Source organism: Roseococcus sp. GW821-FHT12F05, assembly GCF_058806835.1.
In genome coordinates this window covers 128,927-148,704 of record NZ_JBXAQB010000010.1, presented here as the reverse complement: position 1 = coordinate 148,704, position 19,778 = coordinate 128,927, and the positions used below count along the sequence as shown (strand labels likewise).

The following is a 19,778-nucleotide window of genomic DNA, read 5'->3' as shown; positions in this document are numbered from 1 at the left end:
GAGAGCCATGCAAATGCCGCGCCATCAGGCGATGGACGCCTCGTGGGAGCTGTTCACCGTCCAGGCCAGCGTCATCCGGCAGGGGATCGAGCCCGTGTCGACCGAGCCGCTGACCGGATCGGCGCGACCGGTGTAGGACAGGGCCGCGTTCACGTTCACGTCCAGCACGCCGAATTCCGGCCCGGGCGCCTCGGGCCGCCACCAGCCGACGCCGGTGGTCAGGATGCCCGGCCTGGTGCGGTCGGTGACATGGGCCTTGAGGCGGACCGCGCCGTTGCCGCCGGCGGTCTCGATCTTCACCCAGTCGCCGTCGCTCAGCCCGTAGGCGGCTGCCGTCTCGGGATGCACATGCACCTGCGGATCGGGCGAGACCTTTCGGGCCCAGGCCTGCTCGCGGAAGCGGGAGTGGTGGTAGGTCTTTTCCCGCAGCCCGGTCTGCAGGCGCAGCGGATAGGCCTCGCGCGTGCCGGCTTCCACGGGATGCCGGTCCAGCGGCGGCACGTAGTCGGGCAGGGGGTCCTGGCCGACCTGCTCCAGCAGCGTGGAATACAGCTCCACCTTGCCGGTGGGCGTCGGAAACTTCTGGTTCTCGAAATCGCCCATCCTGAAGGGGAAGAGCGCGAAGCCGTCGCGCCGCAGCGCCTCCAGCGAGACGCCGGAATCGCCGATGAGGAAGTTGTTGAACGCCTCGCGATCGCGCCAGGGCAGCAGCTCCGCCTCGATCTCGCCGAGCGCCCGCATGCGGTCCAGCAGGCCGACGGCGATGGTCAGGTCGCAGCGCGCCTCGCCCTGCGGCGGGACGGCGGCGGCGGTGTAGGTGATGCAGTTGCCCTTGGGCGCCAGCGCGACCTCTTCCTCCTCGAGCCCCGTGGTCTTGGGCAGGACGAGGTCGGCGACCGCGGCCGTCGGCGTCATGGTGTGCGCGGCGACGACAAAGAAATCCAGCGAGGCCAGCGCCTCCAGCGTGCGCCGCGTGTCCGGGTACATGACCGTGATGTTCACGCCGCTCGCATAGAGGGCACGCACCGGATAGGGCTCGCCGGTCAGCATGGCGTCGAGCACGGAGACGTTGTGGCAGGCCGTCTGCCAGCCCATCGGGCCGGCCCAGAGCGGAAAGCGCTCGGCGCCGATCGTCTGCTTCTCAACCTCTTCCGGCAGCCGGAAGCGCTTGTCGTGGATCAGGTCGAGCCAGGTGCGGAAGCCCGCCGGGCGCTTTGCGCGGCGGTTGCCGCCGACCCGGTCCAGATTGCCGCTGATCGCGACCAGCGCGTGGAAGGCCCGGAAGGTCTGCACGCCGTTGCTGGCGGCGTCGATGCCGTGGCCCGAGACGAAGGACGACGGCCCTTCCGCATACATCGCCGCGGCACGGGCGATGTCCTCGGCCGGCACGCCGGTCAGCGCCGAGGCCTCCTCGAAAGTATAGCGCTGGGCGCGCTCCGCCAGCGCCTCGAAGCCATGGCAGTACGTCTCGACGAAGTCGCGGTCGTAGAGGTCGTTCACGATCAGGTGGCGGATGAAGGCCAGCGCGATCGCGGCATCCGTACCCGGCTCCGGCCGCAGCCAGACATCCGCAATCTCGGCCGCCTGGGTGCGGAAGGGATCGATCACGACGATCCGGCAGCCGCGCTCCTTGGAGCGCTTGATCTCCAGCCATTGCGGCGGGTCGGCCGCCGCCGGGTTGCGGCCGACCAGCAGCAGGCAGTTGGCGTTCACCACATCCTCGCCGCCGCTGATGCTCGTGCCGGTGATCTTGTCGCTGACGCCGCGGCAGCCGCCGCAGAGATCCTGGTTGATCATCCAGTTCGGCGAGCCCATCGAGCGCATCAGCAGCGCCATGATCGGCCCGCGGCTGAAGGCCGCGCCGCTGACGGCGCCCACCAGCGACTTCGGCCCGTATTGCCGGCGGACCTGGGCGAAGCGCCCGGCCATCTCGTCCAGCGCGGACTCCCAGCTCACCTGCTCCCACTGGCCCGAGCCGCGCGGCCCGACGCGCCGCAGGGGGTAACGCAGGCGGCTGTCCTGGTAGGTCATCTCGGGCAGGGCGCGGATGCCCTTCACGCAGAAGCCGCCATGCGAGACGGGGCTGGCCGGGTTCGGCGCCACCTTCACCACGCGGCCCTCGCTCACGGTGAGCAGGGAGCCGCAATAAGCCGAGCACTCCCAGCAGCTGCTCGGCACGATCCTGTGGGCCGCCTCGTTCATCTGCCGCTCCGTCCGATGCCTCCGGTCATTGCGGCACGGCCGGAAAGCTTGCGCAAGAAGCAAAGTGGCGATTCCGGCACCCACTTTTTTCGCGAGGCCGATGTCGGCACAAGGCATCCTCATCCGTCCTAGGGACCGGGAGGCCCGCGCCGCATGCTCTACGCCATTCTCTGCTACGATTCCGAGGACGTCGTCTGGTCCTGGACCAAGGAGGAGGAAGCCGCCGCCATGGCGCGCCTCGGCGTGGTGGTGGACAAGCTGACGCAGCAGGGCCGCCTCGGTCCCGTCGCGCGGCTGCTGCCCACGACCTCGGCCACCACCTTGCGCAAGGGGCGCGAGCAGCTCGTCATCGACGGGCCCTTCGCCGAGACCAAGGAACAGCTGCTCGGCTTCTACATCGTCGATTGCGCCGATCTCGACCAGGCGCTGGAGACGGCGAGGGAGCTGGCCGCCGCCAGCTCCTCGGCCGGCGCCTTCGAGATCCGGCCGCTCGCGATCTTCCGGCCGGGAGGTCCCGTCGGGTGACCGACCTCGCCTGGATCGAAGCCGCGCTGGTCTCGGCCCGCCCCAAGGCGGTGGGCGCGCTGCTGCGCCATTTCCGCGACCTGGACACGGCCGAGGAGGCCTTCCAGGAGGCCTCGCTCCGGGCGCTGAAGCACTGGCCGGTGAACGGCCCGCCGCGCGACCCCACGGCCTGGCTGATCATGGTCGCCCGCAACATCGCGATCGACGGCAAGCGGCGGCAGGCGCGCGAGGCGCCGCTGCCGGAGGAGGACCGCCTCTCCGACCTGGAGGATGCCGAATCCCCGCTGGCCGAGCGGCTGGACGAATCCGACTACCGCGACGACGTGCTTCGCCTGCTCTTCATCTGCTGCCATCCGGCGCTGACGCTGGCCCAGCAGATCCCGCTCGCGCTGCGCATCGTCTCCGGCGTGCCGGTGCGCGAGATCGCCCGCGCCTTCCTGGTCGGCGAGGCGGCGATGGAGCAGCGCATCACCCGCGCCAAGGCGCGCATCGCTGCCGCCGCGCTGCCCTTCGAGACGCCGGGGGCGGTCGAGCGCGCCGAGCGCCTCGATGCCGTCGCGACCATGGTCTACCTCATCTTCAACGAGGGCTATTCCGCCGCTGGCGCGGTTGCACTCAGCGCCGGCGCCGGCGCCGAGCGCGACCGCGCGGCCCTGGCCGGCGAGGCCATCCGCCTCGCGCGCCTGCTGCTGCGGATGTTCTCCAACGAGCCCGAGGTCATGGGCCTGACCGCGCTACTCCTGCTCCAGCACGCGCGAACGCCGGCCCGCTTCGACGCCAGGGGCAACGTGATCCTACTGGAGGACCAGGACCGCAGCCTCTGGAATCAGGCCATGATCGCCGAGGGCCTCGCGCTCATCGACAAGGCGATGCGCCACCGCGCGCCCGCGCCCTACCAGGTCCAGGCCGCTATCGCCGCGCTGCATGCCCGCGCGGCCCGGCCGGAGGAGACGGACTGGGCGCAGATCGACCTCCTCTACGCCACGCTGGAGCGCATGCAGCCCTCGCCTGTGGTGACGCTCAACCGCGCCGTCGCGGTATCCAAGACGCGCGGCGCCGCGGCCGCGCTCGAGATGGTGGAGCCGCTGGGCGACCGCCTCGCCGGCTACTTCCCCTTCCATGGCCTCCAGGGCGCGCTGCTGCGCGAGCTCGGCCGGATCGACGAGGCGCGCACCGCCTTCGGCCGGGCCATCGCGCTGGCCGGCACGGTCGCCGAGGCTGCGCATATCCGCATGCACCTCGACCATCTGACGAAAGATTCGTGAACCCGGTGTCGGATCGCGAAGCCTCCCCACGTCCTTGGGACAGGGCGGACGAAGCCCGGACACGCGAGAGGAGAACACCATGAACGATGCGCCCAAGCTGCCGGAAGTGAAGGGCGGCGTGACGCCCTATCTGATGATCGGCGGCGCCATGAAGGCCGCGGAATTCTACCAGAAGGCCCTCGGCGCCGAGATGGCCGGCGCCATGCCGCCCGACGAGAGCGGCCGCACCATGCATGTGCACCTCTACATCAACGGCGGCTCGGTCATGATGAGCGACCCCTGGCCCGAGCACGGCCATCCGCTGAAGGAGCACCAGGGCACGACGCTGCACCTCCAGGTCGAGGACGTGGATGCCTGGTGGAAGCGCGCGGTGGACGCGGGCATGGTGGTGGTCATGCCGCTGGAGCTGCAGTTCTGGGGCGACCGCTATGGCCAGCTCAGGGACCCCTTCGGCGTCCTCTGGAGCCTCGCCTCGCACGCCTGAGACGTCAGCCCCGCTGCTTCCGCGTCGCCTGGACCGACTGCAGCAGCCGCGCGATCTCCGCGCTGCCATAGGGCTTGCTCAGGAGGTGCACGCCGGGCTGGCCGGCCATGGCGGGGCGCTCGTTGTAGCCGGTCGCGAAGATGATCCCGATCTCCGGCCGCGCCTCCCGCACCCGGGCGGCGAGCTCCGTGCCCTGCATCCCGGGCAGGCCGATATCGGTGAATAGCACGTCGAGCGGCGTGCCCTTGTCGATGACCGCCAGCGCCTGCCGGCTGTCGCCGGCCTCCAGCACCTCGTGGCCGAGCTTGCGGACGAGCTCGGCCGTGCTCATGCGGATGATGAGGTCGTCCTCCACCAGCAGGATCCGCAGCCGGTCGTTCCTGGGCGCCTCCTGCGGCGGCGGCGCCCGGAAGGCCGGCTCCGGGCGCCGCGGCGCCCGGCTCGACAGCACCTGGCGCACCTTCCGCGCCAGCGCGTCGAGCGTGTAGGGCTTGGACAGCAGCTCCACGCCGGGATCGAGCCGCCCGCCATGGACGATGGCGTTGTCGGTGTAGCCGGAGGTGAAGATCACCGCGATGTCCGGCTGCCGCTCGCGCGCCTTGCGCGCCAGTTCCGGGCTTTTCATCGGGCCCGGCATGACCACGTCGGTGAAGAGCAGGTCCACCCGGATGCCGCTCTCGATCACCGTGAAGGCGCTGGCGGCGTCGCGCGCCTTCAGCACGCGGTAGCCGAGATTGCTCAGCACCGCGACCGTGGTCTCCAGCACCTGCTCGTCGTCCTCGGCGACGAGGATGGTCTCCGAGCCGCCGGTGACGGGGCCGAAGTCGCCGCCGGCCATGCTGTCCTCGCGCTGGTCGGCGCGCGGGAGGTAGAGCTTCACCGTCGTGCCGTGGCCGAGCTCGGAATAGATCTTGATGTGCCCGCCCGACTGCTTGACGAAGCCGTAGACCATCGAAAGCCCGAGCCCCGTGCCCTTTCCCTCGGCCTTCGTCGAGAAGAAGGGCTCGAAGGCCTGCTGCGCCACCTCGGGCGGCATACCGGAGCCGGTGTCGGTCACGGCCAGCACGACGTACTGGCCAGGCTCCACCTCGTCGTTGTGGCGGACGTAATAGTCGTCGAGGAAGGCGTTGCCGGCCTCGATGGTCAGCTTGCCGCCGCCCTCCATCGCATCGCGGGCGTTGATGGCGAGGTTGAGCAGCGCCGTCTCGATCTGCGTCGGATCGATCATCGTGTTCCACAGCCCGCCGGAGACGATGGTCTCGATCTCCACGGTCTCGCCGAGCGCGCGGCGCAGCATGTCGTCCATGCCGGTGACGAGGCGGCCGATATTCACCACCTTGGGCGCCAGCGGCTGCCGGCGGCCGAAGGCCAGCAGCTGGCTCGCGAGCTTGGCGCCGCGGCCGACGCCGGCCAGCGCGTTGCCCACGAGGCGGTTGGCGCGCTCGTTCTCCGCGATCTCCCGCGCCAGCAGCTCGAGATTGCCGGAGATGACCTGCAGCAGGTTGTTGAAGTCGTGCGCGACGCCGCCCGTGAGCTTGCCGATCGTCTCCATCTTCTGCGACTGCTGCAGCGCGGCCTCGGAGGCCCTCAGCGCCGCGGCGGCCTCGCGCTCCGCCGTCACGTCGCGGCCGACGCCGTGGATGAGCTCGCCCTCGGGCACCGCGGTCCAGGAGAGGATGCAGGTGCCGCCCGTCTTCACCCGGAAGCGGTTCTCGAAGCCGATGGTCCTGGCGCCGGCGATGAGGCGGTCGGTCTCCGTCGTGGTCCGCGCCTGGTCGTCGGGATGCACGAAGTCGAGCAGCGGCCGGCCCAGCACCTCCTGCTCCGTCCAGCCGAGCAGGCTGGTCCAGGCCGGGTTGACCGCGACGATGGCGCCGCCGAAGCGCACCACGATCATGATGTCGGTGGAGAGCCGCCACATGCGGTCGCGTTCCGCGGTGCGCTCGGCGACCTCCTCCTCCAGCGTGTCGGCGAGGTCGGCCAGCGCCTCGCCGGCGGCGCGCTCCTCCTCGATGTCCGTGTTGGAGCCGATCCAGCGCGCGACCTGGCCGTCCTCGCCGCGGATGGGCATGGCCCGCGCGCTGTGCCAGCGCCAGGTGCCGTCGGCGCGGCGCAGGCGGAACTGGGCCTCGTAGGTCTCCCCGGAGGCGAGGGCCGCCTGCCAGCGGGCATCGACGGCCGGCAGGTCGTCCGGGTGGATGACGGAGGTCCAACCCCTTCCGTCCAGCGTGCCGGGGGCCACGCCCGTGTACTCGTAGATCCGGTCGTTGAACCAGTCGAGCTCGCCGCCGGGCCGGCCCGTCCACACATGGTTCGGCATGGACTGGGCAAAGGTCTCGAACTGCGCCTCGCCGGTGCGGGCGGCCCGCTCGGCGGCCACGCGATCCGTGACGTCCATCCCCTGCACGAAGATGCCGGACACCTGACCGGACGGGTCGCGCAGCGGCTGATAGACGACGTCCACATGGCGCAGCTCGGGCGGGGCACCGGGGCTCCGCTGGAGGTGGACCGCGAGGCCCGTGCCCGAATAGGCCTCGCCGGTGGCGTAGACTCGGTCCAGCAGCTCGACATAGCCCTGGCCCTCGATCTCCGGCAGCGCCTCACGGATGGGCAGGCCCAGAACCTCGCGATCGCCGATGAGCTGAAGATAGGCGGGATTGGCCAGCTCGAAGACGTGCCGCTCGCCCTGCAGCACCGCAATGAAGCCGGGCGCCTGCTCGAACATCTGGCGCAGCCGCTCGCGGTCGTCCGCGAGCCAGCGCGCGGCGCGGACCCTCTCCGTCGTCTCGACGACGTAGCAGATGACGCCGCCTGGCTGGCCGCTCTCCACCAGCACAGGCGAGTAGTACAGGTTCATCCAGACCCGCTCGAACTCGCCGCTGCGGTCGAGGATCAGCTCATGGTCGTCATAGGCCAGGGTGCCGCCGGCGAGGCCGACCTTCATCACGTTGTCGTTGAAATCGGCGACCTCGGGCCAGCCCTCGCGCACCTTCGAGCCCAGCAGCCGCGGGTGGCGCCGGCCGGCGAAGCGGGCATAGGCGTCGTTGTAGAGCATGATGCCGTCCGGGCCCCAGAGCAGGACCTTGGGAATCGGCGAACGCACCATGAGGGAGACGGTGGTGCGCAGGCTCTGCGGCCAGCCGGCGATGGGGCCGAGCGGAGTCGCGGCCCAGTCGAACGCGGCCACGCGCTCCCCCATCTCGCCGCCGTTCGAGAGGAACACGTGGTCGGCGCTGTCGGGACGTTCTTCCGCCATGCGAGGTGCCAGGGCCCTTGTGCCATCTCGCCGCTCTTCCGGCGGCGCGGCGACAAGCTGGATCGGCGGGCGAATTCGCGCAACACCGGAAGAGTGCATTTCCGCCCTGCGCGCGCGCTATCCGGAACGACCCATCCCGCTGAAGAAGCTCGATCCGGAATTGGTGCTGTCGAAGGCATGCAGGCCGAGCTCCTCGGCGAGGCCCGCGCAGCAGAGCTGGCCGCGCACCGAATTGCCCGCATCGTCCAGCAGCGGCGAGAAGACGCCGATGCCGAGCTGCCGGTTCACCACCGCCATGATGCCGCCGCCGACGCCGCTCTTCGCCGGCAGGCCGACACGGCAGGCCCAGTCGCCCGCGCCGTCATACATGCCGCAGGTGAACATGACGGAGAGCGTCTCGCGCACGGCGTCGATGCCGAAGACGTCGCGCCGCGTCACGGGGTTCGTGCCGATATTCGCCAGCGTCGCGCCTATCACGGCCAGGTCCGTCGCGGTGACCAGCAGGGAGCATTGCCGGAAGTAGATGTCGAGCACCTCGTCCACCGGCGCGGCGAAGATTCCGGCGGCCCGCAGCAGGTGGCCGATGGCGCGATTGCGGTGGCCGGTCTCGCGCTCCGAGACGAAGACCGCCTCGTCCACCCCCAATTCGCGCCCGGCAGCCTCGCCGAGCCGGGACTGGATCAGCGGGAAGGCGGCGGGGCCGAGCGTCTCGCGCAGCCGGCCCGCCACCGCGATGGCGCCCGCGTTCACCATTGGGTTGAAGGGCCGGTTGGTGCGGGGGTGCAGCATGATGGCGTTGAAGGGATCGCCGCTCGGCTCCACGCCGACATAGCGGAAGGTCTCCTGGCGCCCGACCAGGTCGAGCAGCATCGCCAGGGTGAGCGCCTTGGAGACGGACTGGATGGTGAAGGGCGTGCTCGCGTCGCCGACGGTGACCGTCTCGCCCGAGGCATGGGCCATCGCGATGCCGAAGCCGCGGGGATCCGCCTTGGCGAGCTCGGGGATATAGTCGGGCAGGTGGCCCTCGGCATTGGCGGCATGCCGGTCGTGAAGCCGCTGCGCGAGCTCCCGGAGCTCCAGGAAGGCGGTCGAAGCCGGGGGCGAGGCCGGGCGATCCATGCGCCATCTCCTTTCCCGGAGGCGGGTCCGGGCTGTCGATGGCCGACTAGGTGCCGCAGGGCGAGGCGGGTCAATGGCGATTCCGCAACGAAATCGTGCAATGATTTGAATCTGCTTCTGATCCGGGCAGCCTACTCCATGATGTCCTCGGCCCAGACCTCGGGATAGGCAGTCTGGAACCGCTCCATCAGCGAGCGGCACTGCGCGTCGTCCACGACGACCACCTCGACTCCATGCGAGCGGAGGAATTCCTCGTTGCCGCCGAAGCTGGCGTTCTCGCCGACCACGACGCGCGGGATCTTGAACTGCACGATGGTGCCCGAGCACATCATGCAGGGGCTGAGGGTCGTGTAGAGCGTGGTGTTGCGGTAGCTGCGCCGCCGGCCGGCCAGGCGCAGGCAGTCCATCTCGCCATGCGCGATCGGGTCGCCCAGCTGGACCCGCCGGTTGCGGCCGGTGGCGAGCAGCACCCCGTCCTCGACCAGCGCGGCGCCGATCGGCAGCCCGCCCTCCTCGAAGCCGCGGGCGGCCTCGGCGATGGCGGCGTCCAGGAAGCTCCGGTCGATGCGGTTCATGGGCGTGTCCTTCGAATTCGCACGAGAATAACGCGGAGGGGAGGGCTGGCCAGTGCGCCCGGCACCTTTCAGGGGGCGCATCCGCACGCCATGTGCTGGCGCGGAGGTGCCGCATGCATCGCATCGTCATTGTCGGCGGGGGCGCGGCCGGGCTGGAACTGGCCACGCGGCTCGGCAACCGGTACGGCCGGAGCTCGCGCGCGAGCGTGACGCTGGTCGAGCGCGCGCGGACGCATCTCTGGAAGCCGCTGCTGCACGCCGTCGCGGCCGGTGCGATCGACCGCTTCCAGCACGAGCTGAACTACCTGGCCCAGGCGCATTGGAACCATTTCACCTACCGCTTCGGCGAGATGACCGGGCTGGACCGCGAGACCAGGGAGATCGAGCTCGGCCCGACCTTCGACGAGGAAGGGCGCGAGATCACGCCGGCGAGCCGCCTCGGCTACGACACGCTCATCATGGCCGTCGGCAGCGTCACCAATGATTTCGGCACGCCCGGCGCGGCCGAATACGCCATACCCCTGGAGACGCCCGACCAGGCCGCCCGCTTCAACCGCCGGCTGATCAACGCCTGCCTGCGCGCCAATGCCCAGGAGGAGCCGGTGCGGCCCGGGCAGCTCCACGTCGCGGTCATCGGCGCCGGCGCCACGGGCACGGAGCTGGCGGCGGAGCTGCACCGCACGGTCCGCGACATGGTGGCCTACGGGCTCGACCGCATCGTGCCGGAGCGCGACGTCAGGATCATCCTGGTGGAGGCCGCGCCGCGCATCCTCACCGCCCTGCCGGAGCGCATCGCCGACGAGACCATGCGGCTGCTGCGCGAGCTGGGCGTGGAGGTGCGCGTCGGCACGCGCGTCGCCGAGGTGCGCTCGGACGGAATCGTGCTGGCCGATGGCGGGTTCCTGCCCTCGGAGCTCATCGTCTGGGCGGCGGGCGTGAAGGGGCCGGACTTCCTGCACGAGATCGGCGGGCTGGAGACCAACCGCATCAACCAGCTCGTCGTGGAGCAGACATTGCAGACGACGCGCGACCCCGCGGTCTTCGCTATCGGCGACTGCTCGGCCTGCCCGCAGCCGGGCAAGGCCCAGCCGGTGCCGCCGCGCGCCCAGGCGGCGCACCAGATGGCCTCGCACATGATCGGCCAGATGGAGCGTATCCTGGACGGGAAGCCGCTGAAGCCCTTCGTCTATCGCGACTTCGGCTCGCTGGTCTCGCTCGGCGAATACAGCACGGTGGGCAGCCTGATGGGCTTCCTGGTCGGCCGCAGCTTCTTCATCGAGGGGCTCTTCGCGCGGCTGATGTACCGCTCGCTCTACCAGATGCACCTGGCCGCGCTGCACGGGAAGGCGCCGACGCTGTGGCGCTACTGGCTGTCGCTGTTCTCGCAACGGCCGGCGCCCACCGTGAAGCTGCACTGAGAACACGACCCGACGGATCATGCTCCCGGCTGGCCTCAGGCCGCGCGGAGCTGCGCTGCCGCCTCCAGCCCGCCCTGCAGCGCCTCCTGCCGCCGGTCCGGCCCCATCTGCACGCCCTCGGCCACGATGAACTCCGGATCCGCGACGCCGATGAAGCCGAGGACGAGGCGCAGGTAGGTCTCCGCGTGCTCCGCGGCGGCGGCCGGCGTCCCCGCCCCGTAGAAGCCGCCGCGCGAGATGACGACGATCACCCGCTTGCCGCCGGCCAGGCCCTCGGGGCCCTTCCCGGCGCTGTAGCTGAAGGTCTTCCCCGCCACGATGATCCGGTCGAGCCAGGCCTTGAGCTGGCTGGAGATCGTGAAGTTGTACATGGGCGCGCCGATGACCACGGTATCAGCCTCCAGGAACTCCTGCAGCACGGCCTGGCTGGCGGCCTGGTCGGCCGTGGCCGGGCTCTCGCCCGCCATGTTGGCCAGCGAAAGATGCGGCAGCGGCTCGGCGGCGAGGTCCCGGGTCACCACGTCCAGGCCGGGCGTGGCCTGCCGCAGCCGGTCGACGACGGCCGCCGCGATGGGCCGGCTGACGGAGTTCGTGCCGAGGATGCTGGAGTCGAGATGGAGGAGCTTCATAAGGGATGTCCCGGTCAGGATTTGTGACTAGGAGCGGATATGGGACCGATGCTAAGCCGCCAAGAACGCATAAATTCAGGACTTAGGCAGATGGATGTGACCGCCTCCGGGCGCCCCGACCCCGCGCATGGGGACTGCAGCAGGGTGAGCCAGATCCTTGCGCGGGTCGGCGACAAGTGGACCGTGCTGGTGGTGGTGATGCTCGGCGACGGCCCGAAGCGCTTCAACGAGATCCGGCGCAGCGTGGACGGCATCTCGCAGCAGATGCTGACGCGCACGCTGCGCGGGCTGGAGCGCGACGGCATGGTGACGCGCACGATCTTCCCGACCATCCCGCCCCGGGTGGAATACGAGCTGACGCCGCTCGGCCGCTCGCTGCGCGAGCCGGTGATGGCGCTGGGGAGCTGGGCGCAGGCGCATATCCCCGTCATCGATACCGCGCGCGCCGCGTACGACCGCCGCAACGGCCGCTGAAGCGGGAGCGGACGCCAGCGCTACTCTGCCGGCAGCGGCGGCGCCACGATCCGCTCGCGCCTGCCGCCGGCCAGGCTCTCCAGCGCTAGGTACACCACCGGCGTCGTGTAGAGCGTCAGCAGCTGCGACAGCGCCAGCCCGCCGATGATGGCGATGCCGAGCGGCTGGCGCAGCTCGCTGCCGGGACCGCTGCCGAGCGCCAGCGGGATGGCGCCGAGCAGCGCCGCCAGCGTGGTCATCAGGATGGGGCGGAAGCGCTCGCGGCAGGCCTCGAGGATGGCCTGCATCCCCGGCTCGCCGCCCTCGCGCTCGTGCTGGAGCGCGAAGTCCACCATCATGATGGCGTTCTTCTTCACGATGCCCATCAGCAGGATCACGCCGATCAGCGCGATCACCGTGAAGGGCGTGCCCGTCAGGATCAGCGCCAGCAGCGCGCCGATGCCCGCCGTCGGCAGGGTGGAGATGATGGTCAGCGGGTGGATCAGGCTCTCGTAGAGGATGCCGAGCACCAGGTAGATGCTCACCAGCGCCGCGATGATCAGCAGCGTCTGCCCGGTCTGGAAGGAGCGGAAGACGCGCGCATTGCCGGCGAACTCCCCGCGCACCGTGGCCGGCATGCCGATCGCGCGCTGCGCCTGCTCGACGAGGCTTGCTGCTTCGCCCAGCGCCACGCCGGGGGCGAGGTTGAAGGTGATGGTCGAGGCCGGGAACTGCCCCTGGTGCATGATGGAGAGCGGCGCGCTCGACCGCTCCAGCCGCGTGACCGCGCTGAGCGGCACCTGGCCGCTGCGGCCGGTCACGTAGATATCGTCGAGCTGGCGCGGATCCTCCGTCAGCCGCGGATCGATCTCCATGATGACGCGGTACTGGTTGCGCGTGCGGTAGATCACGCTCACCTGCCGCTGCGCGAAGGCGTTGTTGAGCGACTGGTTGATCGCCTGGATGCTGAGGCCGAGGCGCGAGGCCGCATCGCGGTCCACCACCAGCCGGGAGACCAGGCCCGCCCGCTCCTGGTCGGAGGAGACGTCGGCGAGCTGCGGCACGGTGCGCAGCTGCCGCACCAGCCGCTCCGACCAGGTCTGCAGCTCGTCGAGGTCGGGCGCCAGCAGCGCGTACTGGAAGGAGGCGTTGCCGGCGCGGCCGCCCACGTTGATGTCCTGCACGGAGCGCATGAAGGTCTGCGCCCCGGGGATGCGGTTGAGGGGCGCGCGCAGGCGGTTGATCACGTTGTCGGCCGTGACTCCGGGCCGCTCGGATTCCGGCTTCAGCGAGATGAACATGCGGGCCGTGCTGCCGGAGCCGCCGCCGCCGCCGCCCACCGAGACGCCGAGGGAGGCGACGGCCGGGTCGGCCATGATGATGTCCACCGCCCGCTGCTGCAGGCCCATCATGGTCTGGAAGGAGGTGTCGGGCGCGGCCTGCACGGTGCCGGCGATCAGCCCGGTGTCCTGCGACGGGAAGAAGTCCTTCGGCACGATGATGTAGAGCCAGACGGTGAGGCCGACGAGGCTCACCGTGAAGAGCAGCATGATCGCGCGGAAGCGCAGCGCGACCTTCAGGCTGGACATGTAGCCCGCGATCATCGCGTCCATGACCCATTCGAAGCTGCGGCCGAACCAGCCCGGCCTGCGCTCCGCGTCGGACGCCATGCGCGCGGCGACCATGGGCGTCACGGTCAGCGAGATGACCGCCGAGAAGGCGACGGCCACGGCCAGGGTGACGGAGAACTCGCGGAACATCCGCCCCACGATCCCCGGCATGAAGAGCAGCGGGATGAAGACCGCGATCAGCGAGACCGTGATGGAGACGACGGTGAAGCCGATCTGCCGCGCGCCCTCCAGCGCCGCGGCCATCGCGGGCATGCCCTTCTCCCGCAGGCGGGTCATGTTCTCGATCATGACGATGGCGTCGTCCACGACGAAGCCGACGGAGATGGTCAGCGCCATCAGCGAGAGGTTGTCGAGCGAGTAGCCCAGCAGCCACATCACCGCGAGCGTGCCGAGCAGCGAGAGCGGCACCGAGATGGCGGCGGCGAAGACCGCGGCCTTGCGGCGCAGGAAGGCGGCCACCACCAGCACCACCAGGATGATCGAGATGACGAGCGTGTACTGCACCTCGTCCACGCTGGCGCGGATGGTCTCGGAGCGGTCGCGGATGGTGTGGATGTGCACGCCGTTCGGCAGCCAGCGCTGCAGGTCGGGCAGGAGGCGCTGGATATTGTCCACCACCTCGATCACGTTCGCGTCGGGCTGCTTGAAGATGACGGCGATGACGGCGGGCCGGCCGTTGTAGCTGCCGCCCTGCCGCCGGTCGCGCACGCCGAGCTCGACATGAGCGACGTGGGAGAGGCGCATGATCGCCCCGTCCTGCGAGCGCAGGATGAGGTTGGCGTAGTCCTGCGCCTGGTCGATGCGGTCGTTGATCGAGATGGCGCCGCCCTGCTCCGTGCCGTCGATCAGGCCGGTCGGCTGGGTGATGTTGGCGCTGGTGACGGTGCTGCGGATGTTCTCCAGCGAGATGCCGGCCGAGGCGATCGCCGCGGGGTCGACCTGGATGCGGATGGCCGGCTGCTCGGCGCCGGTCACCTGCACCTGCGCCACGCCGTCGATCCGGGCGATGCGCGGCGAGACGATGCTGTCCACCGCGTCGTAGACCGCGCCCGGCGCCAGCGTGTCGGAGGTGATGGCCAGGATCAGGATGGGGGCGTCGGCGGGGTTGGCCTTGCGGAAGGTGGGCGGGTTGGGCAGGCCGGCGGGCAGGTCGGTGCCGGCGGCGTTGATCGCGGCCTGCACGTCCTTCGCCGCGTCGGAGACCGAGCGGTTCAGGTCGAACTGCACGACGACCGAGGTGCTGCCGAGCGAGGAGCGGGACGTCATCTCCGAGACGCCGGCGATGGCGCCCAGCCGCCGCTCCAGCGGCGCCGCGACCGAGGAGGCCATGACCGCCGGATCCGCGCCGGGCTGGCTTGCCGAGACGACGATGGTCGGCAGGTCCATGCGCGGCAGCGGCGCCACCGGCAGGCCGAAATAGGCGACCATCCCGGCCAGCGCGAGGCCCACCGAGAGCATCACCGTCGCGATGGGCCGCCGGATGAAGGGCTCGGAGATCGACATGCTATTCGGCCGGCGCGCCGTGGGAAGCCGGTGCCTCGGGCGCCGGGCGGCGCTGGAAGCGGCCGCGGAGCTGTTCCATCGCCAGGTAGATCACCGGCGTGGTGTAGAGGGTGATGATCTGGCTCAGCAGCAGCCCGCCGATGACCGAGACGCCGAGCGGCAGGCGCAGCTCGCTGCCGGGCCCGTGGCCCAGCACCAGCGGCACCGCGCCGAGCAGCGCGGCCATGGTCGTCATCATGATCGGGCGGAAGCGCAGCACGCTCGCCTCGTAGATGGCGTCGCGCGGGGAGCGGCCGTGGTCGCGCTGCGCCTCCAGCGCGAAGTCGATCATCATGATCGCGTTCTTCTTCACGATGCCCATCAGCAGCACGATGCCGATGAGCCCGACCACCGAGAGGTCGAGCCCCATGGCCCAGAGCGCCAGCAGCGCGCCGATGCCGGCCGAGGGCAGGGTGGAGAGGATGGTGATCGGGTGAATCACGCTCTCGTAGAGGATGCCCAGCACCAGGTAGATCACCACGACGGCGGCGAGGATCAGATAGGGCGAGCTCTGGAGCGAGGTGTTGAACTCCGCCGCGTCGCCCGAGAACTCGCCGGTGATGGTGTCCGGCATTCCCATGGCGCGCTCGATGCGCTGGATCTCCTGCACGGCGTCGCCGAGGGAGTAGCCGGGCGCCAGGTCGAAGCCGATGGTGACGGCGGGGAACTGGTCCTGCCGGGTGACGGTGAGCGGGCCGGCCCGACGGGTGATCGTGGCGATGGCGCTGAGCGGCACCTGAAAGTTGCCGGTGGCGCTGGCGGAGGTGGCGGTCACCGTGGCGCCAGAGGTTACCTGCGTCGCGCCCGTGCTGCCGCCCTGGCCGCTGGAGGCACCGGGCACGCGCAGCAGGCCGATCAGCGAGGGATCGTCGCGGATCTCCGGCGTCGTCTCCAGCACCACGCGGTACTGGTTGGACTGTGCGTAGATAGTCGAGATCTGCCGCTGGCCGAAGGCGTCGTAGAGGATGTCGTCCACCGCCTGCATGGTCACGCCGAGCTGCGCGGCGCGGTCGCGGTCGACCTCGACATGCACGCGCAGCCCGCCGTCGCGCTGGTCGCTAGTGACGTGGCGAAGCGCGGGCGCCTGGGCCAGCCGCTCCACGAGCTGCGGCGCCCATTCGCGGAGCTGCACGGCGTCGGAATCGGTCAGCGTGTAGAGGTATTGGGTGCTGGCCACGCGCGCGCCGATCTGGATGTCCTGCACGGCCTGGATGCGCGTGTCGACGCCGGCGATGGCGGCCAGACGCGGCGCCAGCCGGTCCGCGATCTGCTGGGCATTGGCGTCGCGGTCGGCGCGGGGCTTCAGGATGGCGGTGATGCGCCCGGCATTCGCCGCCGCGTTCACCGTGCCGGCGCCGGCGACGGAGGTGACGCCCGAAACGTCCGGATCCTGCTGCACCACCGCTGCGACTTGCTGCTGCAGCGCCACGACCCGGGCGAAGGAAGCGTCCTCCGGGGCCTCGGTGGTGATCACCAGCAGGCCGGTGTCCTGGGCGGGGAGGAATCCCTTGGGCATGACGATATAGAGGCCGATCGTGCCGGCGATGGTCGCCGCCGTCAGCGCCAGCATCAGCCCCTGGTGCCGCAGCACCCAGCGCAGGCTGCTCGCGTAATGGTCGCGCATCCAGTCGAAGCCGTGCTCGAACTGGCGTGAGAGCCAGCCGGGGCGGTCCTCGCCGACGGGGCGCAGCATGCGGCCGGTCATCATCGGCGTCAGCGTGAGCGAGACGAACATGGAGACGACGACGGCGATGGTCAGCGTGAGCGCGAATTCGCGGAACAGCCGGCCCACGACGCCCGACATGAAGAGCAGGGGGATGAAGACGGCGATCAGCGACACCGTCAGCGAGACGATGGTGAAGCCGATCTGCTTCGCGCCCTTGTAGGCGGCGGCGAGGGGGGATTCGCCCTCCTCGATCAGGCGCACAATGTTCTCGATCATGACGATGGCGTCGTCCACGACGAAGCCCGTCGCGATGGTCAGCGCCATCAGCGAGAGGTTGTCCATCGAGAAGCCGCAGAGCGACATGACGCCGAAGGTGCCGATGATGGAGAGCGGCAGCGCCACGCCCGGCACGATCGTCGCGCGCGCGCTGCGCAGGAAGAGGTAGATCACCGCCACCACCAGCACGACCGAGAGGATCAGCGTGAACTGCACCTCGTGCACGGAGGCGCGGATGGTCTCGGTGCGGTCGGCCACCACGGTCAGCGTGATGCCGCCAGGCAGCGCGCCCTGGAGCTGCTGGAGCTGGTCGCGCACGCGGTCCACGGTCTCGACGATATTGGCGCCGGGCTGGCGCTGCACGTCGATGAGCACGGCGCGCTGGCCGTTGAACCAGGCGGCGTTCAGCGTGTTCTCCAGCCCGTCCACCACCGTCCCCACGTCGGAGAGCCGCACCGGCGCGCCGTTGCGGTAGGCGACGACGAGGTTGGAGAAGGCGGCGGCCGTGCTGATCTGGTCGTTGGCCATCACCGTCGAGGCCTGGTGAGGCCCGTCCAGCGAGCCCTTGGGGCCGGCTTGGTTGGCGCCCACCACGGTGCTGCGGATGTCCTCCAGCGAGAGCCCGTAGGAGGCGAGACGGCGCGGATCGGCCTGGATGCGCACGGCCGGGCGCATGTTCCCCTGCACCGTCACGCGGCCGACGCCGGTGACCTGGGAGAGCCGCTGGGCCAGCAGCGAATCCGCGGAATCCGAGACGCGGTAGATGGGGATGGAATCCGAGGTCAGCGCCAGCGTCATGATCGGCGGGTCGGCCGGATTCACCTTCGCGTAGGTCGGCGGGTAGGGCAGGTTCTGCGGCAGCGTGCCGCGGGCTGCGTTGATCGCGGCCTGCACGTCCTGCGCCGCGTCGTCGATGTTGCGGTCGAGGTTGAACTGCAGGGTGATGCGGCTGGTGCCCGGGCTGCTGATCGAGCTGATCGAGGTCAGCCCCGAGATCTGGTTGAGCTGCCGCTCCAGCGAGGCGGCGATCTGCAGCGAGATGGTCTCGGGCGAGGCGCCGGGGAGCTGGGTGCTCACCTCGATGGTCGGGAAGTCCACCTCGGGCAGCGCCGAGACGGGCAGCTTCAGGTAGCCGAAGAGGCCGGCCAGCAGCACCGCCACCGCCAGCAGCGAGGTGGCGATGGGCCGTGTGATGAAGGGCGAGGAGATGTTCACGGCGCGGCGGCGGCGGGGGGGGCCGCCGCGGGCCGTGGCCCACCCTCTCCCGGCGCGCGGGCGGGCCGGCCTTCACCGGGAGCCCCGTCGCCCCGCCGGCCCTGGCGCGCCTCGCCGGCAGCGGGATTGCCCGCGCCGGCGTCGCCCGGAGGCCCGCCGGCCGCGGGGCGCTGCCCGCCCCCGCCCTGTCCCCCCTGGCCGCCGGGGAAGCGACGGCCGCGCGTGGGCGCCACATAGGCCGGCACCACGGGCTCGATCACCTGCACCTGCGCTCCGGCGTTCAGGCGCAGCGCGCCGGAGGTGACCACCTTCTCATCCGGCTGCAGGCCGCGCGTCACCACCGCGTCGGTCGCGTTGATGAAGCCGGTCGTGATCGGGCGCTGCTCAACCGTGTTGTCGTCCTTCAGGACGAAGGCATAGGGCCCGTCCGGCCCGCGCTGCACCGCGACCAGCGGGACCGTCACCGCCTGGCGGATGGTGCCGACCAGCATGCGCACGTTCACGAAGGCGCCCGGCCAGAGCTGGCGGTCGGCGTTGGGGAAGGTCGCCTTCATCTTGATGGTGCCGGTGGTCTGGTCCACCTGGTTGTCCGGCGTCAGCAGCGTGCCGGTGGCCCGCGTCGAGCCGTCCGCGGCGATCACCAGGACCTCGACGGGCCCCTCGCGCATCGCGGCCAGGATGCGCGGCAGGTCCTGCTGCGGCAGGGTGTAGACGACCGTGATCGGATCCACCTGCGTCACGACGACAAGGCCCGTGGTGTCACCGGAGCGCACGATGTTGCCCTGGTCCACCTGGCGCAGGCCGACGCGCCCGTCCACCGGCGAGCGGATGGTCGTGTAGTCGAGCTGGATGCGCGCGGTGTCGATCGCGGCCTGGTCGGCCTGCACCAGCGCCTCGTTCTGCGCGACGAGGGCGCGCTGCGTGTCGAGCTGCTGGCGCGAGGCGCCGTTGTTGCGCGAGAGGTCGATGTAGCGCTGCAGGTCGAGCCGCGCATTGGCCAGCGTTGCCTCGTCCTGGGCCTTCTTCGCCTCGGCCTGGGCGACGGCGGCGGCATAGGTGCGCGGGTCGATCCGGGCCAGCACGTCGCCGCGGCGGACCTCCTGCCCTTCGGTGAAGGCCACCTCGACCAGGATGCCGTCCACCTGCGAGCGGACGGTGATGGTGTTGAGCGCCTGCACCGTGCCGAGCGCATCGAGCAGGACGGGCAGGTCCTTGCGCGTGGCCGGCGCGACGGTGACCGGCACGGCGCCGCCGGCGAAGCGGCCGCGCCCGCCCGGACCCTGCTGGGCCGGCTGGCCCGAGAACTTCGCCGAGAGCTGTGGCCAGTAGTACCAGACCGCGCCGCCGGCGCCGCCCAGGATCAGCAGCCAGACCAGCCAGCCGATCCAGCGGCGGCCCTTCTTCGGCGGCTCGGACTCCATTCCGCCCGGCGAAGGCAGCGCCGGCCGAACCGGGGGTGCGGGCAGCGCTTTGGTGTGTTCGAGCGGGAGGGGCGTATCGGGCATGTCTGGCTTCCCTTCGG

General features: G+C 70.6%; 13 protein-coding genes. 5 read left to right on the top strand and 8 right to left on the bottom strand.

The annotated features are described in order from the left end of the window. Nucleotides 1-24: 24 nt before the first annotated feature. Nucleotides 25-2,202: a molybdopterin-containing oxidoreductase family protein gene (locus tag AC1ROY_RS22430; RefSeq protein ID WP_493151119.1), complete on the bottom strand. Its 2,178-nt coding sequence runs from the start codon at nt 2,200-2,202 to the stop codon at nt 25-27. A gap of 153 nt (nt 2,203-2,355) precedes the next feature. Between AC1ROY_RS22430 and AC1ROY_RS22425 the strand changes: the two genes are divergently transcribed. From AC1ROY_RS22425 to AC1ROY_RS22415, 3 genes are all read left to right on the top strand, one after another. Then, nucleotides 2,356-2,727, top strand: coding sequence for a YciI family protein (locus AC1ROY_RS22425; protein WP_493151118.1), 372 nt, complete (start codon nt 2,356-2,358; stop codon nt 2,725-2,727). Further along, nucleotides 2,724-3,992, top strand: coding sequence for an RNA polymerase sigma factor (locus tag AC1ROY_RS22420; protein WP_493151116.1), 1,269 nt, complete (start codon nt 2,724-2,726; stop codon nt 3,990-3,992). The genes AC1ROY_RS22425 and AC1ROY_RS22420 overlap by 4 nt, the downstream gene beginning before the upstream one ends. Before the next feature lie 79 nt (nt 3,993-4,071). Next, nucleotides 4,072-4,476 (top strand): VOC family protein, encoded by a 405-nt coding sequence (locus AC1ROY_RS22415; protein ID WP_493151115.1) that lies wholly within the window; start codon nt 4,072-4,074, stop codon nt 4,474-4,476. 4 nt (nt 4,477-4,480) lie between these two features. On the opposite strand, the gene AC1ROY_RS22410 is transcribed toward AC1ROY_RS22415, so the two are convergent. The 3 genes from AC1ROY_RS22410 to AC1ROY_RS22400 all read right to left on the bottom strand — a co-directional run bounded on the left by AC1ROY_RS22410 (nt 4,481) and on the right by AC1ROY_RS22400 (nt 9,426). Continuing rightward, entirely contained in the window at nt 4,481-7,732 is a 3,252-nt protein-coding gene (locus tag AC1ROY_RS22410) for a hybrid sensor histidine kinase/response regulator (RefSeq protein ID WP_493151114.1), read from the bottom strand. Nucleotides 7,733-7,849: 117 nt separating this feature from the next. Then, entirely contained in the window at nt 7,850-8,851 is a 1,002-nt protein-coding gene (glsA, locus tag AC1ROY_RS22405) for a glutaminase A (protein ID WP_493151113.1), read from the bottom strand. 131 nt (nt 8,852-8,982) lie between these two features. Beyond that, on the bottom strand, nt 8,983-9,426 hold the full coding sequence (locus tag AC1ROY_RS22400) for a nucleoside deaminase (protein WP_493151112.1): 444 nt from the start codon (nt 9,424-9,426) through the stop codon (nt 8,983-8,985). 113 nt (nt 9,427-9,539) lie between these two features. Here AC1ROY_RS22400 and AC1ROY_RS22395 point away from each other — a divergent pair, with 113 nt between their 5' ends. After that, nucleotides 9,540-10,844, top strand: a complete 1,305-nt coding sequence (locus AC1ROY_RS22395; RefSeq protein ID WP_493151111.1) for an NAD(P)/FAD-dependent oxidoreductase — start codon at nt 9,540-9,542, stop codon at nt 10,842-10,844. 35 nt (nt 10,845-10,879) lie between these two features. Here the strand turns inward: AC1ROY_RS22395 and AC1ROY_RS22390 are convergent, their stop codons facing one another. Beyond that, nucleotides 10,880-11,473: an FMN-dependent NADH-azoreductase gene (locus AC1ROY_RS22390; RefSeq protein WP_493151110.1), complete on the bottom strand. Its 594-nt coding sequence runs from the start codon at nt 11,471-11,473 to the stop codon at nt 10,880-10,882. 144 nt (nt 11,474-11,617) lie between these two features. On the opposite strand from AC1ROY_RS22390, the gene AC1ROY_RS22385 reads away from it, so the two are divergent. Next, nucleotides 11,618-11,947, top strand: a complete 330-nt coding sequence (locus AC1ROY_RS22385) for a winged helix-turn-helix transcriptional regulator (protein ID WP_493151109.1) — start codon at nt 11,618-11,620, stop codon at nt 11,945-11,947. A gap of 20 nt (nt 11,948-11,967) precedes the next feature. Here the strand turns inward: AC1ROY_RS22385 and AC1ROY_RS22380 are convergent, their stop codons facing one another. The 3 genes from AC1ROY_RS22380 to AC1ROY_RS22370 are packed head-to-tail and all read right to left on the bottom strand — an operon-like array spanning nt 11,968 to nt 19,761. Further along, nucleotides 11,968-15,060, bottom strand: a complete 3,093-nt coding sequence (locus AC1ROY_RS22380) for an efflux RND transporter permease subunit (protein ID WP_493151108.1) — start codon at nt 15,058-15,060, stop codon at nt 11,968-11,970. Nucleotide 15,061: 1 nt separating this feature from the next. After that, a complete protein-coding gene (locus tag AC1ROY_RS22375) occupies nt 15,062-18,256 on the bottom strand; it encodes an efflux RND transporter permease subunit (RefSeq protein WP_493151107.1) in 3,195 nt (1,064 codons plus the stop codon). After that, on the bottom strand, nt 18,253-19,761 hold the full coding sequence (locus tag AC1ROY_RS22370; protein ID WP_493151106.1) for an efflux RND transporter periplasmic adaptor subunit: 1,509 nt from the start codon (nt 19,759-19,761) through the stop codon (nt 18,253-18,255). The genes AC1ROY_RS22375 and AC1ROY_RS22370 overlap by 4 nt, the downstream gene beginning before the upstream one ends. Between the last annotated feature and the right edge of the window lie 17 nt (nt 19,762-19,778).

Excerpts from the sequence above, each read along its gene's own strand:
- AC1ROY_RS22430 (WP_493151119.1), bottom strand. The coding sequence starts at position 2,202 with ATGAACGAGGCGGCCCACAGGATCGTGCCGAGCAGCTGCTGGGAGTGC.
- AC1ROY_RS22370 (WP_493151106.1), bottom strand. The coding sequence starts at position 19,761 with ATGCCCGATACGCCCCTCCCGCTCGAACACACCAAAGCGCTGCCCGCA.
- AC1ROY_RS22400 (WP_493151112.1), bottom strand. The coding sequence starts at position 9,426 with ATGAACCGCATCGACCGGAGCTTCCTGGACGCCGCCATCGCCGAGGCC.
- AC1ROY_RS22395 (WP_493151111.1), top strand. The coding sequence starts at position 9,540 with ATGCATCGCATCGTCATTGTCGGCGGGGGCGCGGCCGGGCTGGAACTG.
- AC1ROY_RS22390 (WP_493151110.1), bottom strand. The coding sequence starts at position 11,473 with ATGAAGCTCCTCCATCTCGACTCCAGCATCCTCGGCACGAACTCCGTC.
- AC1ROY_RS22415 (WP_493151115.1), top strand. The coding sequence starts at position 4,072 with ATGAACGATGCGCCCAAGCTGCCGGAAGTGAAGGGCGGCGTGACGCCC.
- AC1ROY_RS22410 (WP_493151114.1), bottom strand. The coding sequence starts at position 7,732 with ATGGCGGAAGAACGTCCCGACAGCGCCGACCACGTGTTCCTCTCGAAC.
- AC1ROY_RS22380 (WP_493151108.1), bottom strand. The coding sequence starts at position 15,060 with ATGTCGATCTCCGAGCCCTTCATCCGGCGGCCCATCGCGACGGTGATG.
- AC1ROY_RS22425 (WP_493151118.1), top strand. The coding sequence starts at position 2,356 with ATGCTCTACGCCATTCTCTGCTACGATTCCGAGGACGTCGTCTGGTCC.
- glsA (WP_493151113.1), bottom strand. The coding sequence starts at position 8,851 with ATGGATCGCCCGGCCTCGCCCCCGGCTTCGACCGCCTTCCTGGAGCTC.